This window comes from Demequina oxidasica (assembly GCF_000975115.1).
GTDB lineage: Bacteria > Actinomycetota > Actinomycetes > Actinomycetales > Demequinaceae > Demequina > Demequina oxidasica.
In genome coordinates, this window is record NZ_BBRE01000001.1 from 1002092 (window position 1) to 1015023 (window position 12932).

The 12932-nt window shown below is 66.4% G+C and carries 13 protein-coding genes; 4 read left to right on the top strand and 9 right to left on the bottom strand.

From position 1 onward, the window contains the following. The first annotated feature begins 3 nt into the window (after positions 1 to 3). Complete coding sequence (gene pntB, locus AOP77_RS04645) at positions 4 to 1428, top strand: Re/Si-specific NAD(P)(+) transhydrogenase subunit beta (RefSeq protein WP_062209943.1); 1425 nt, start codon at positions 4 to 6, stop codon at positions 1426 to 1428. 37 nt (positions 1429 to 1465) lie between these two features. On the opposite strand, the gene AOP77_RS04650 is transcribed toward pntB, so the two are convergent. Further along, entirely contained in the window at positions 1466 to 2509 is a 1044-nt protein-coding gene (locus AOP77_RS04650; RefSeq protein WP_062209946.1) for an aminotransferase class V-fold PLP-dependent enzyme, read from the bottom strand. A gap of 79 nt (positions 2510 to 2588) precedes the next feature. Here AOP77_RS04650 and AOP77_RS04655 point away from each other — a divergent pair, with 79 nt between their 5' ends. After that, positions 2589 to 3467, top strand: a complete 879-nt coding sequence (locus AOP77_RS04655; protein ID WP_062209949.1) for a LysR family transcriptional regulator — start codon at positions 2589 to 2591, stop codon at positions 3465 to 3467. On the opposite strand, the gene AOP77_RS04660 is transcribed toward AOP77_RS04655, so the two are convergent. The 8 genes from AOP77_RS04660 to AOP77_RS04695 form a co-directional block, all read right to left on the bottom strand. Further along, complete coding sequence (locus AOP77_RS04660; protein ID WP_062209952.1) at positions 3464 to 3865, bottom strand: FKBP-type peptidyl-prolyl cis-trans isomerase; 402 nt, start codon at positions 3863 to 3865, stop codon at positions 3464 to 3466. The two genes, AOP77_RS04655 and AOP77_RS04660, sit on opposite strands and share 4 nt — an antisense overlap. A 74-nt stretch (positions 3866 to 3939) precedes the next feature. Beyond that, the gene (locus AOP77_RS04665) at positions 3940 to 4434 is read right to left on the bottom strand and encodes a GyrI-like domain-containing protein (protein WP_084622306.1); all 495 of its coding nucleotides are present in this window, start codon (positions 4432 to 4434) and stop codon (positions 3940 to 3942) included. A 55-nt stretch (positions 4435 to 4489) separates the two neighbouring features. After that, the gene (locus AOP77_RS04670) at positions 4490 to 4978 is read right to left on the bottom strand and encodes a methylated-DNA--[protein]-cysteine S-methyltransferase (protein ID WP_062209958.1); all 489 of its coding nucleotides are present in this window, start codon (positions 4976 to 4978) and stop codon (positions 4490 to 4492) included. Beyond that, entirely contained in the window at positions 4978 to 6498 is a 1521-nt protein-coding gene (locus tag AOP77_RS04675) for an AlkA N-terminal domain-containing protein (RefSeq protein WP_062209960.1), read from the bottom strand. The genes AOP77_RS04670 and AOP77_RS04675 overlap by 1 nt, the downstream gene beginning before the upstream one ends. Before the next feature lie 78 nt (positions 6499 to 6576). Then, a complete protein-coding gene (locus AOP77_RS04680; protein WP_062209963.1) occupies positions 6577 to 6972 on the bottom strand; it encodes an HNH endonuclease in 396 nt (131 codons plus the stop codon). Positions 6973 to 7161: 189 nt separating this feature from the next. Next, positions 7162 to 9072, bottom strand: coding sequence for a carbohydrate-binding domain-containing protein (locus AOP77_RS04685; RefSeq protein ID WP_062209968.1), 1911 nt, complete (start codon positions 9070 to 9072; stop codon positions 7162 to 7164). A 14-nt stretch (positions 9073 to 9086) separates the two neighbouring features. After that, on the bottom strand, positions 9087 to 9881 hold the full coding sequence (locus AOP77_RS04690; RefSeq protein WP_062209975.1) for a polyphosphate polymerase domain-containing protein: 795 nt from the start codon (positions 9879 to 9881) through the stop codon (positions 9087 to 9089). Then, positions 9878 to 10507, bottom strand: coding sequence for a DUF4956 domain-containing protein (locus AOP77_RS04695; RefSeq protein ID WP_084622308.1), 630 nt, complete (start codon positions 10505 to 10507; stop codon positions 9878 to 9880). The genes AOP77_RS04690 and AOP77_RS04695 overlap by 4 nt, the downstream gene beginning before the upstream one ends. A gap of 184 nt (positions 10508 to 10691) precedes the next feature. Between AOP77_RS04695 and AOP77_RS04700 the strand changes: the two genes are divergently transcribed. Together AOP77_RS04700 and AOP77_RS04705 are read left to right on the top strand one after the other, a co-directional pair. Further along, entirely contained in the window at positions 10692 to 11375 is a 684-nt protein-coding gene (locus tag AOP77_RS04700; RefSeq protein WP_062209978.1) for a response regulator transcription factor, read from the top strand. After that, the gene (locus AOP77_RS04705; RefSeq protein WP_062209981.1) at positions 11372 to 12781 is read left to right on the top strand and encodes a sensor histidine kinase; all 1410 of its coding nucleotides are present in this window, start codon (positions 11372 to 11374) and stop codon (positions 12779 to 12781) included. Before AOP77_RS04700 ends, AOP77_RS04705 begins: the two co-directional genes overlap by 4 nt. Positions 12782 to 12932: the final 151 nt, after the last annotated feature.

The window sequence follows — 12932 nt, forward strand, 5'->3', positions numbered from 1 at the left end:
ATAATGACGTCCTTTGTTCAGGCCGTCTACGTGCTGGCAGCCATCCTCTTTGTCCTGAGCCTGGCCGGGCTGTCCCGGCCCGATGCCGCCCGCCGGGGAAGCATCTTCGGCATGGTCGGCATGGGGCTCGCCGTGGTGGCGACCCTGCTGCTGAGCCTCGAGCAGAGTCAGCGCGAGTGGTTCGTGACACTCCTGTTGATTGCCTTGGCGCTCGGCATCGGAGCGACCGTCGGCACTTGGCGTGCGCGGCGGGTTGAGATGACCCAGATGCCCGAGATGATCGCCATGCTCCACAGCTTCGTGGGCCTCGCGGCGGTGCTCGTGGGCTTCAACTCTTACCTCACCGAGACACACGCTGATGCGGTCCACTTGGTCGAGGTGTTCCTGGGCGTCCTCATCGGAGCGGTAACGTTCACCGGCTCGATAGTCGCGTATCTGAAGCTGTCCGCGCGCATCAAGTCCGCTCCCTTGACCCTCCCCGGACGCAACCTGCTGAACCTAGGTGCCCTCGTCGCATCGGCCGGCCTACTGGCCTGGTTCCTCGCGAGCCCCTCGCTACCTCCGTTGCTGCTCATGGCCGTCGTGGCGCTGCTGCTCGGCTGGCACCTGGTCGCGTCGATCGGCGGTGGCGATATGCCGGTCGTCGTGTCGATGCTGAATTCGTACTCCGGCTGGGCGGCTGCCGCGGCGGGCTTCATGCTGAACAACAACCTGCTGATTGTTACCGGAGCCCTGGTGGGATCGTCCGGCGCCATCCTTTCCTACATCATGTGCAAGGCGATGAACCGGTCGTTCATCTCCGTCATCCTGGGCGGCTTTGGCTCCGAGGGCGGCACGGTGGTCGCCTCCGACACCGAGCACGGCGAACACCACGAGACGCACGCGGCCGAGGTCGCGGAGCAACTCTCGCAGGCACGCCGCGTCATCATTACTCCCGGTTACGGCATGGCCGTCGCCAAGGCGCAGTACCCGGTCGCGGACCTGGTGGCGCGACTACGTAGCGCAGGCGTGGACGTGAGATTCGGCGTTCACCCGGTGGCGGGTCGCCTGCCCGGGCACATGAACGTGCTCCTCGCGGAGGCGAAGGTGCCATACGACATCGTGCTGGAAATGGACGAGATCAACGACGACTTCGCGGACACCGACGTGGTGCTCGTGATCGGCGCCAACGACACCGTCAACCCCGCTGCCCTCGACGATCCCAGCTCGCCCATCGCGGGGATGCCTGTGCTCGAAGTATGGAACGCCAAGCAGGTGGTCGTCTTCAAGCGATCGATGGCTACCGGTTATGCCGGAGTGCAGAACCCGCTGTTCTTCCGGGACAACACCGCGATGCTGTTTGGCGACGCCAAGGCGCAGGTGGCGAATATCGTGCACGCGCTGGCAGCCGTCACCGAGCAGGACGGACCAGTGGCCCACACCCCCTAGGCAACCAGCTCCCCGGCAAACAGCGGCGGTGCGCGGCTTAGGCGTGCTGCAGTGCGGTCTTCGCGAGTGTGCGAGCGGCGAGGTCAACATCCGCCGCGTCGTTGTAGATGTAGAAGCTCATGCGCGCCCGACCATCACGGGCGGAGGCCCTGACCCCGGCATCGGCGAGCACCTGAGCCTCGACACCGGTCACAGACAGAATCGCACTATTGCTCGCGGGCATACGCAGTTCGGCGCGCAGGTCATTGGCCAGGCCCGTGCAGTACGTGTAAGCGGCGTGGATGTCCTGCGCGGCCAGAGTCTCTAGCGCGATGGCACCAGCCTCGACGAGCTGCCATGGAGGCGACGTGTCGAGTCGACGACCCAGCGTGCTGAGTTTGAGGTCGGGACCGTAGAGCGAGCCCCACGGGTCGTCCGAGCCGTACCAGCTGGCGCACACGGGCCGGATCCAGGTTGCGTCCGGGCGAATGGCCGCGAGCGCCATGCCGCGCGGGCAGGTCAGCCACTTGTAGGCGCCGGCGACGACGACGTCGAAGTCGCGCGCGTGGATGGGGAGCCAGCCCGAGGACTGGCTGACGTCGATCAGGGTCTTCACTCCCGCGGAGTGGGCGGCCATCGCGAGCGCGGTGAGGTCGACGACGCGGCCGTCGCACGACTGTGCAGAGCTCACGGCGACGAGGTCGACGCCTGGACGGATCTCGTCGACCAGGCGCTCAAGGGGCACCAGGGTGACATTCAGGCGCGGGTCCGCGAGGAATGGGTAGACCACGGAGGAGAAGTCGCGCTCAACGGCGAGGACGCGCGCGCCGTCGGGAAGGGAGGCGGCGACCATGCCGACCATCTGCGAGACGGAGCCGCCCAGCGCCACGTCGGTGGGCTGGGCCCCGACAATGCTGGCATAGGCGGCACGCATGCGGTCGACCGAGGCGTCGAGCGCGTAGGGATCCGTCTTGGCGAGAGACCAATCATGGGCTGCACGGGCAAGTGCGGCCGAGGTAGCGTGCGCGGGAAGCCCGTAGGAGGCGGAGTCGAGGTAGCCCGGGATGTGCGGGAAACTGGCGGCGATAGTCGTGTTCAGCATGTGAACAATTTTCCGTCAGTACACAGACCCGCACAAGATGAGGTTGTCAACACCTAGACCTCGATGGCATGATGGTCTCATGATCGACGTAGAGCGCCTTCTCATCCTCCGCGAGGTTGCCCGCCACGGCTCCAAGGCCGCCGCAGCGCGCGCCATGGGACTGAGTGAGCCTACCGTCGCGCACCACCTCAACGCACTCGAACGCCGGGCGGGTGTGCCGCTTACCAGGCGAGTCGGCCGGTTCACCAAGCTCACCTCCGCGGGTGAAGCGCTACTCGAACACGCCAACGTGATCGCCGCGAGCCTTGAGGGCGCCGAGCGCACGCTTCACCGGCACGCGGATCTGAACGTAGGACGACTACGAATCGCGGCCTTCCAGTCGTACTGCGCGGGGGTGCTTCCTGGGCCACTCGCACAGTTCGCACGCACGTATCCGGGCATCGAGGTGGGCCTGGTCGAGACCGAGACTGACGATGCCCTCGCCCTCATGCGTGCCGGGGATGCGGACCTCGTCATTGGCTTTGCGGACAACGCCACACCACCGCCCACCGACGTGCCGGTTCGCCCGCTCGACCGCGACGAGTACCTCGTGGTGCTGCCGGACTCGCACGAGCAGGCCAAGCGCAAACGCGTGGACATCGCCGAACTGGCCGGCGAGCGGTGGATCTCCGGCTGCTCGCGTTGCCGCGCTCACCTCACCGCCCACGCGGCCGATGCTGGCTTCAGCCCCGACGTGGCCTTCGTTACGGAGGACTACGTCACGGTGCAAAAGCTCATCGCCGAGGGCCTGGGCGTCGCGATCTTGCCCAGCATGGCACTCGGCGCCAGCCCGGCCGTTCCCGGCATCGTGACCGCGCGCACTAAGCCCGCGAGCTACCGGGAGGTGTTCCTGAGCGTGCCGCTCGATGCCGCGCCGGCCGCCCAGGCGTTCGCGAGCCTGCTGGTCGCCGGCCGCTAAGTGGCGGCGAGGACGTCGACTGCGAAGACCAGCGTCGATCCCGCGGGGATGGGACCCATGTCGCTGAAGCCGTAGCCCAACTCTGGGGGCACCACGAGCAGTAGTTTGGAGCCGACGGGCTGTCCGACGATGCCCTCCACCCAGCCATCGATGAGCGACCCGCGCGCGATGCCGAACGAGATGGGCTCGCCGCGGTCCCACGAGGAGTCGAACTTGTTGCCGTCCCACAGCCAGCCCGTGTAATGGACCGTGATGGACTGGCCCTCGATGACAGCGTCCCCTGTACCGGACTCAAGGACGACGACGGCCAGGCCCTCGACCTGCTCGGCGCCGGCGAAGTCAACGGCGGGAGCGCCGTTCGCGTCGCGGGTGATCGTGGGGTGCTTGGCGTCAGTCATGGTTGCTCCTCGAGAGTTCGCGGTGGTGCGTTGGATCGAGCCTATTAGAGGAAGCAACCCCCAAAGCCCGACTTTTAGTCCGCCGGCCGGTAAGGGAACGTGATGTCGCACACCTCATCGTCCGGACCAGCCTGCGGAACCTCGGTGACGTAGACCTCGCGACTCGGCAACTCCTCCAGCATCTCGCCGTGCTCGTTGACCCAGGCCGCCACGGCATCGTACGACTCCAGGATCGCGGGAAAGTCGAGCCCGGCCTTGGTCACCGTCAGGTAGGCCTCGTGGTGTTCCGGCTCGGTCTTGGTGGTGATTTCGCCCTGATCCTCGACGTTGCCCACGAATGGAACACATACCTCCACGAGCGCACTCTGATCCGGCGTCACCGGGCCATGAAAGACAACGTACGTTGGTTCGTCGCGCGTGGTGCCGTTGGTCCGATATCCGGCGTCGGCGAGGCGGTCAAATATCTCGGTGAAGGCCCAGCGGATGAAGCCTTCTAGCTCAGGCTGAAAGACCTCCCGGCCAATCACGGCCATGTCCCGCTGCGGAACGAACCTGCTCTGTACCTGCATCTCTCTTGACCCCCGTCTCGCGCTTGTGGCGGCGCAACGGGCCGCTCTTCTCTGACTATAAGACGGATCCCTCGCGCGCGAGAAGTGATTGCTTGACGTCGACGCCCCACGCGAATCCGGTCATCTTGCCGCTCGCCCCCACCACCCGGTGACATGGCACGAACAGCGCGACCGCGTTGCGCCCACAGGCGGCCCCCACCGCGCGGCTGGCACCCGGGCTGCCGAGGTCCGCAGCCAACTCTCCGTACAAGCGCACCTCGCCCGCAGGTATCTCTCGCAGCGCCGCCCACACGCGTGACTGAAACTCGGTGCCCGCCTGTTCGACGCCAATCCGGACCAGAGCGCTCGTGTCGCCGGCGTACCAGGCCCTCACGGCATCGGCCGATGCTACGGCCTGGGCGGTTAAATCTTCCGGCTCGATCTTGGCGCGGGTTGCGACGGCTGCCTGGTCGGCCGACCAGCCTGCGGCCACCACCATTCCATCGGCACGTTCAATGACCGTGAATGGCCCGTCGGGAGTTTCGACAATCTCGTACGAGTGCATCAGAGTTCCTTCCGCTGGAGTGACGCGGCGCGCCACAGGTGAGTCATCAGGTAGCTGCGCCAGGGGGCGAACGCCGCCCCGGAATCGGCGAGCGCGTTTGGCTTTGACGGCAACCCCAGTGCAGCGGCGCCAGCGCGCACCGCGGAGTCGCCGGTGAGGAGGACGTCGGGACTGCCGAGCAATCGCAGGGCGAGGTAATTCGACGTCCACGGGCCGATGCCGCGCAACGCCTCCAGCGCTCCGGTCAGGTCCGCGCGGGTCTGGGAGACGTCGAGGGGAAGCGAGCCATCGGCGATGGCCCCTGCCGTGCGGGTCACCGTCTCGCGACGGGCAAGCGGCCCGGTCAAGACGTCGGCCGCGGACTCTGCGAGTGCTTCGGGAGCTGGAAAGAGGACGCCGACGCGGCTGTCGGCGAGGGCGGCGGGCAGCGGCTCGCCCAACTGCTCCACCAGCCGCTCCGTGGCGGTACGGGCCGCGGCCACCGAGACCTGCTGGCCGACGATCGCGCGCACAGCCATCTCGGTGGTTCCCATGGATCCGGGGATCCTGGTACCGGGGTGGGCCGCGACCGATGGCGCGAGTCGCGAATCGCGCGCCAGGGCCTCATCGATCGCGAGTGGGTCGGCGTCAAGGTCGAACAGCCTGCGGGTGCGGGCGATGAGGGACGGGAGGTCGTCGAGGTGCTCGAGGGAGGCGGTGAGCTTGACGGCGGCCGGCTCTGCTCGCACCGTCATGACCGCGGCCCCACGTGTCAGCCGCACCGCGCGGGTGTACGCGACGCCGCGCTCGTCGTGCTCGACAAGTTCGAGTCCCGCGACTGCGCGCCTTGCCAACCACCTCACTACGTCCGCACCATTAAATGGCTCACGCGTGCGGAGCTTGAGCGTGATCGTGCCGGTTGGCGGGCGATTTAGGGTGCGGACGTTGCCGGCGGTTGGCTGCTCGCTGAGGCGGGCCCGGCCGCGCAGTTCCGTGGGTGTCATGCCAAATACCTCGCCGACGGTGTCGTTGAACTGGCGGATGCTCGCGAAGCCCGCGGCAAAAGCGACCTCACTCGCCGGCATCGTGGTCGACACGAGCAGTTGCCGCGCGTTCTGTGCGCGCTGAGCGCGGGCCAGTTGCAGCGGTCCGGCCCCGAGTTCGTCGGTGAGGATGCGGCCGAGTTGCCGCTCGGAATAACCCAGCCTGGTGGCCAGCCCAGTGACACCCTCCCGGTCCACTGTCCCATCGGCGATCAGCCGCATAGCGCGTGCGGCCACATCCTCGCGGATGTTCCACTCGGAGCTACCGGGGACCGCCTCCGGCAGGCAGCGCTTGCAGGCCCGGTAACCGGCCGCATGCGCTGCGGCCGACGTGCGGTAGAACGTGCAGTTGCCGGCCTTTGGTGTGCGCGCCGGGCAACTGGGTCGGCAGTAGATTCCGGTGGAGCGCACTGCGGTGATGAACTGGCCGTCAAAGCGCTTATCGAGTGAGGACACGGCCGCATAGCAGGTGTCGAAGTCCAGCGGCGCGGTGGTCATGACACCACTGTGCCCTGCCCACCGGGTTAGGCGCTAGCGGAAATCAGACACCGCGGTGGAGCGCGGGGGTGCGAGCGTCTACGGGGTAGGCCCGGATACAGATTCGCTGGCGGTCACGAGGGCCGGTGTGCGCAATTGAGCGTTGACTTCGTAGAACTTCACGAGGAACGCGCGCTCGTCGAGGCGCTTGCGACGCAACCAGTGCGTCACTTCCTCGTTGCACTTGCTCGCGTTGCACGAGCGGCACGCGGGCACCACGTTGTCCACGGTGTAGCGACCACCGCGGGAGATGGGTAGTACGCAGTCTCGCTGAAGCACCGCCGCTTCCGTGGGCCCCGCCCCGCAGTACGCACAGCCACCCCAGGCGTCCAGGATCTGTACCCACTGGGCCGAGGTGAGGTCGTTGTCCGCGGCGGCGACGCGGCGCGCACGCTTTCGCGACAAACGTGCCCGACGGCTCGGATTCACTGGCATGCATGCCAGCCTACGAGTGACAGGTGCGCAACCGCCGCGGGCGCGCGGGTGGGGGCTATCCGAAGACGAGCGCGACCACCGAAGACCTCCGCTCTGGCAGGATACGGAACCCTTCGGTGGCCACTTTTTGGAGGAACGCCGGCCGCGGGGTGCGGCCGACGCTCCACGTCCTATTGGCCAGTCACGGCATTACTCGGCAGTGATGGTGCCGACGGCGTCGCCGCCGGAGACTGAGCCGTCAACCGTCAGTCCGCCGATGCTGTCGCCAGTCACGCTGCCGCCAACAGTGACGCTGTAGTCGGTTCCCGCAATGATCTGATCGGAGGAGAAGACGAGCGACTGCGACACCTCGGTAGTGGTGAACGAGCCCACGTCGGCGCCCGAACTGTCCGTGATGGTGATGACCGTCTCGGCAGGAAGAGCCGAGCTGAAGATGATCCCCAGCGAGCCCTGGGCGCCAGCCTCGGGGCCTACCGCCATCCCAGCTGCACCATTCGCGGCGAGCGCTCCGCCAGTGATGGTGAACGTGTCGTCGACGTCAAGGGCTCCCTGGCTGTTGTCTGAGGTGCTCGTGACCACCACGGTGCCGCCGGTCATCGTCATCGAGCCGTTGACGTCGATGCCGTCGCTCTGGGTATCGATGACGTAGGTGCCGCCGCTGATCTCGAGGAAGCGGTCTCCGTTGTCACCCTCGGCTGGCCCACCAAAGCCACCGTCCTCGAGCGCGGTCACGGTGACTGCGCTCAGGTCCGTCGCTACTGTGACTGCGGCATGCGGGTCGCCCGAGTTGGATCCGCTCATAGCCGGTCCCGCCTCGCCAGGAAGTTCCGAGTCACCGCCGGGTCGTTCCGAGCGCGTGCCGTCGCCAGGCATGGCGCCTCGCTCCGGCATTCCCTCTGGGCGCATACCGTTGACAGGCATGTCGCCGCCACCAGGCATATCGCCTGCAGGCGCTAGGCCGGCGCTCGCAGCATCGGCGGGGGTATCCGGAGTGGTATTGGTCGTGACATCAGCCGTCGAGTCAGTCCCGCCGGCCACGTTGATGCCATCGTCGGTGGCGACCACCACGACGTCGCCACCGGAGAGGTACATGTAGGCACCCTCGACGCCCTCGTAGCTCTCGGAGATATTCACGGAGCCGCCGTCGATGCGCAGGACACCATCGGAATGTAACCCGTCGTCGCCGGCCGCAATGTTGAGGTCGCCGCCGTTGATGGTGACCTGGCGAGCGGCATCGGCCGCGTCGGAGCCGGCCTTCAGGTCAATGGTGCCTCCTTCGATCCAGATCACGCCTACGACTGCCGCGGGGTCGTCGCTCTTACCCTCATTGTCGGATTTGAGGGCGTCGCCGCCCGCGTCTACCGTCAGCGAGCCATCGCGAATCACCAAGTGATCCTTGCCGCGCACACCGTCGTCTCCGGCAGTCACCGAGATTGTGCCAGCGGTGATCACGAGCGAGTCCTTGGAGGTGATGCCGTCATTGACACCGGACACACTCAACGAGCCAGTCCCCGCGAACCACAGGTCTGCTGTTGAGTACACGGCCGCGTTCGGGGCGTCGTCGTCGCTCTCGTCGACTGCCGCACCATCTGCGTCGGACAGCGAGTTCTCGGAGCCGTCGGCGAGGTAGACCACCACGTTCTTGGCGTCCACCACGTTGAACGCACCGACGCCGGCGGCGGTGACGTCCACTCCGTCGAGAATGACGGTGACGTCCTCGTCGGGAGCGTCGACCACGATGCTGCCGGCGGTCAGGGAGCCGCTCAGGTTGTAGGTTCCACCGGAGGTGATGGTGACAGTGTCGCCGTCGACGCTCACCCCCGAGTCGCTCGAGGACGCGCCGTCCGCGAGCGTCACGTTGACGGCGGCGGCACCATCCACCGCGGTGTCCATCTCTTTGATGTCTAGGTCGTCGTACTGGACTTCGCCATTAGTCGAAGTCGTGTCCCCAGAGTTGGTCGAGGTGTCGGCAACGTCCTGGACGGACGTGCTCGTGATGGCACCGCCAGCGGTCGTGTCTTCCGGTTCAGTGGAGCATCCGGTGAGCACGAGCGCGCCAGTCACAGCCAGGCCCGCAAAGACTAATACAGGGTTCTTCATGAGAGTTTCCGTTTCTAGAGCGCGGCCGTGGCGGCCGGAGCATCGGTAATGTGGCGGCGCAGAGTTCGCGCCCACCGGTTGGAGGGAAGCTCGGGGCGCAGGGCCGCGAGTGAGGTGCAGTACTTGCTGACGCGTGAGGGACGGATACCGTGCGCCCACAGTGCGCGGTCGACCGAGCCGGCCCGCGACGCGGACTTGGTCTCGACGATGAGCGCGTCGCCAAAGCCCGTCTGGGTGCCGTCTGCGTCGGTCGCGCTCACTGCGCTGTCGACGGTGATGCGGGCATCCTCGCCGGTCAGCGTGGTGCGTTCGTAGGACGTGGTGAGCACGCGGGTGAGACGGTCGACGTCGTGACCGATCTGGTCAAACGAGCCCACGAACACCCGCGACTCGAACGTCAGTGCCGCGCTGCGTGCGGCCTCCTGCGGAAGCCACTCGCGGTGCTTGACGGTCTCGCCGCGCGCGCTGCGCAGCTTGACCTCAATAGCACTGAGGCCGGAGTCCAAGTAGTGACGAGTCCGTACCTTGTAGCGACGGGGACGGCGGCGTGCGGCGTCATAGTACGCGGCAAAGTCGGCGGTGTCGAAGTAGTCGGACTCGTAGCCAAAGCCGCGGCGGCCGTCCTCCTCGAGCACCCTGAACTCCTGCTCTAGCGACGCAAACACGGTGGCCCACTCGTCCACGGGGACGATGTACTTGCGGTCCACGCGGGTCTGCAGGGCGGCCTGCTCGTTGAGCGACTCGAGCGAGATGGAGTCGAGCCCCGCAACCGTGGACGTCCAAGCCGAACTCGCGACGACGGCGGTCATCGTGCGCCTACCGTCACTGCATCCCGGGTGACGACTCTGGCCTGACTCAAGCCAGCATCGGCCGGGGGCGCGCTTGCGACCCTTGGCAGCCGCGTGAACCGCACATCACAGATCGTGGTGTCCGTGACGAGGTCAACCTTGCGGATCTCCACACGGTGAATAGTTGCGTGGAGCATCGTGGACAGCAGGTCGCGTGCCTTGTCTTCATCGGTGAAGGCCTGGTCGAGCACCATCATCTGCTGGCGTGTGTTGCCAAACAGCTTGGGGTGGTCGCCAATGGCGATCACGGTGAGCAGCACGCCCATGAGGGTGAAGCTGATGGCAGGCGAAACGGAGGGGAACCCTCCCAACAGCCCGATGGCGATCGCCGTGAAGTAGTACGCGATCTCGGCGTGGCCCATCTCTGTGGACCGCAGTCGAATGATCGACAGCACGGCGAAGATGCCGAGCCCGAATCCGAGCGACAGGTCCGAGGTCGACATCGCGTACGTGACGCCCATGACGCCTACGTTGATGGAGAGGAACGCGACGAGCATGTCGCGGCGCCGATGACGGGGAAAGTAGAGGCCGAACACCAGGATAAGAATGGCGACGAGGTCCGCTGCGATGAAGGCAAAGGCTGACATGGAGTTCCTTTTCGGTAGTGACTGCGGCGCTTTGGCGAGCGCCGAAAGCTGGTGATGTATCCATGACACCGCGACTACCTGGGAACTGACTGAGAGCGCCCGCAGAGTTAATCGGGAACAGAGTCTGAGCGCCTTGTGGGCGGATTCTCAGCAAATCCTCAGCCGACAGTGTGAAACTGGGGTCATGTCACCACGCCACATACTCGTTGTAGACGACGAAGACAACCTCCGGACAATGCTCGTTGCAGCCCTCCGCTATGAGGGCTACGAGGTGTCCGCCGCCTCCGACGGGGCCGAGGGACTCAAGGCAGTCCGCGACGGCAAACCGGACCTCATCGTGCTCGACGTCATGATGCCCAACGTCGACGGCTTCGCGATGTGTAAGCGCCTGCGCGAAGCCGGCGACCGCACGCCCATCATCTTCCTCACCGCGCGTGACAGTGCCAAGGACAAGGTCGAAGGCCTCACCATTGGCGCCGACGACTACGTGCAGAAGCCTTTCGCGCTCGACGAGCTCGTCGCTCGCGTCGAGGCCGTGTCACGCCGAGTGGAACGCGAGCCCAGCGCCTCGGACGTCTATAAGGTCGCGGACCTCGAACTCGATGACGTATCTCACCGTGTGTCCCGTGGCGGCGTCGAGGTGTCGCTGTCACCCACCGAGTACAACCTGCTGCGCTACCTCATGCAGAACGTGGGGCGTGTGATGAGCCGGGGCCAGTTACTTGAAAATGTCTGGGGCTACGCGCCGGATGACGATGCCGGGGTGGTCGAGACCTACATCGGCTACCTACGGCGCAAGGTCGATCGCGTCGAGCCGACGCTCATCCACACCATCCGCGGCGTCGGCTACACGCTGAGGACCTCATGACGTTTCCCGGCACCAGCACACCGGCACGGCTTTCGTTGCGCACCCGTGTGCTGATCGGCTTCTCGGCCATCGCCGCCATCGCCGTAGTCGTCGCATTCGTCGTAACCGCGACCACCCACAATTTTCTGGTGCGCCAACTAGACGAGCGTCTTGCCTCGTTCGCGGGGGCGGCCCCCGTCGGCGGAAACCAGGATCAACGCCCACAGTTGCCCACTGGAGGCCCCGGCGACGAGAACTCGCGTCCCTCCGACGTGCTGCGCGCCTGGGTTGACCCCTCTGGCGAAGTGACCGTCTTCTTCGCGCCGAACGTGGGCGACGAGGATTCCGGGGCGCCTGTCCTGGACGTCGACGACCTCCCCGCGCAAGGCAACGCCTACCTCAACGCGCCCTCGACCGCCGGGGGTGACGACTTCCGCGTCTATGCCCGAGCCACCCCGCGCGGCTGGGACATCACGGCGTTGTCTCTCGCTGACGTGACCTCCGCCACTCAGCGTTTGGTCCTGATCGAGACCATCGGCATTGCCGCCATGCTCGCGGGCCTTGGCCTGGTCGCGTGGTGGGTCATCCGCCTGGGCATCGCACCCATGCGTCGCATGGTTGACGCCTCCTCCCAAATTGCCGAGGGAGACCTGGACGTGCGCCTCGACGGCGCCGGAGGCTCGGCGGAGACCGCTCAGCTCGCGGACAGCCTCAACGCCATGATCGGCACCCTGACCGCCTCGCTGGCCGAGCGCGAACGCTCCGAGGCGCGGTTGCGCGAGTTTGTCGCCGATGCTTCCCACGAGTTGCGTACTCCCATCACCACGATCCTGGGTTACTCCGAGTTGTACCGCCGCGGCGCGCTGAGCAAGAAGGCCGATGCCACGGACGCCTGGTCTCGCACTGAGGCCGAGGCCGGCCGCATGCGTCGCCTCGTGGAGGACATGCTGGAACTCGCGAAGTACGACGCAGAGCCAGCTCTCACCCGGGTGGATGTCGACCTCGAGGGGCTTGCTCGCGAGGTGGTGGCTGACGCGTCGACGGCACATCCCGACAACACCTTCCTCCTCGATGCTTCCGGCAGCGTGCACGCGTCCGGAGATTCGGACAAGCTCCGCCAAGCACTCATCAATGTGGTGGCCAACGCTGCGGAACATGGCGGTAGCAATGTCACGGTGACAGTGACGGCAATCGATGGCGGCGCCGTACTCGAGGTCTCCGACGACGGGCCCGGCATGGCGCCGTCCGTCGCGGCCCGTGCGACGGAACGGTTTGTGCGTGGCGACCACTCGCGAACCCGCGCGACCGGCGGAGCCGGCCTCGGACTGGCCATCACCTCGGCGATTGTTGAGGCCCACGGCGGCACCCTCACCGTCAATTCCGGCAAAGGAAGCGGCACGACGGTGGCAATCCGCCTCCCTCGATAGGGAAGGTCTCGTGGCGGGGTGAGGAACAGCCACTTCGAACCGTTCCTGACGCCCATGCGCACTTGGCCGTGCGCGACGAGGTGGACACGCCGGTGTTCGGCCCGCCTCGCGTCAGGAATAGTACGCAGCGCCATCGCTCAAGGCGTAGTAC

Bases quoted from the DNA above. Each gene is read 5' to 3' on its own strand.
- AOP77_RS04695 (WP_084622308.1), bottom strand. From the start codon at position 10,507: ATGTCAGCCTTTGCCTTCATCGCAGCGGACCTCGTCGCCATTCTTATC.
- AOP77_RS04650 (WP_062209946.1), bottom strand. From the start codon at position 2,509: ATGCTGAACACGACTATCGCCGCCAGTTTCCCGCACATCCCGGGCTAC.
- AOP77_RS04680 (WP_062209963.1), bottom strand. From the start codon at position 6,972: ATGCCAGTGAATCCGAGCCGTCGGGCACGTTTGTCGCGAAAGCGTGCG.
- AOP77_RS04705 (WP_062209981.1), top strand. From the start codon at position 11,372: ATGACGTTTCCCGGCACCAGCACACCGGCACGGCTTTCGTTGCGCACC.
- AOP77_RS04700 (WP_062209978.1), top strand. From the start codon at position 10,692: ATGTCACCACGCCACATACTCGTTGTAGACGACGAAGACAACCTCCGG.
- pntB (WP_062209943.1), top strand. From the start codon at position 4: ATGACGTCCTTTGTTCAGGCCGTCTACGTGCTGGCAGCCATCCTCTTT.
- AOP77_RS04670 (WP_062209958.1), bottom strand. From the start codon at position 4,978: ATGCACTCGTACGAGATTGTCGAAACTCCCGACGGGCCATTCACGGTC.
- AOP77_RS04655 (WP_062209949.1), top strand. From the start codon at position 2,589: ATGATCGACGTAGAGCGCCTTCTCATCCTCCGCGAGGTTGCCCGCCAC.
- AOP77_RS04665 (WP_084622306.1), bottom strand. From the start codon at position 4,434: ATGCAGGTACAGAGCAGGTTCGTTCCGCAGCGGGACATGGCCGTGATT.
- AOP77_RS04675 (WP_062209960.1), bottom strand. From the start codon at position 6,498: ATGACCACCGCGCCGCTGGACTTCGACACCTGCTATGCGGCCGTGTCC.
- AOP77_RS04690 (WP_062209975.1), bottom strand. From the start codon at position 9,881: ATGACCGCCGTCGTCGCGAGTTCGGCTTGGACGTCCACGGTTGCGGGG.
- AOP77_RS04685 (WP_062209968.1), bottom strand. From the start codon at position 9,072: ATGAAGAACCCTGTATTAGTCTTTGCGGGCCTGGCTGTGACTGGCGCG.
- AOP77_RS04660 (WP_062209952.1), bottom strand. From the start codon at position 3,865: ATGACTGACGCCAAGCACCCCACGATCACCCGCGACGCGAACGGCGCT.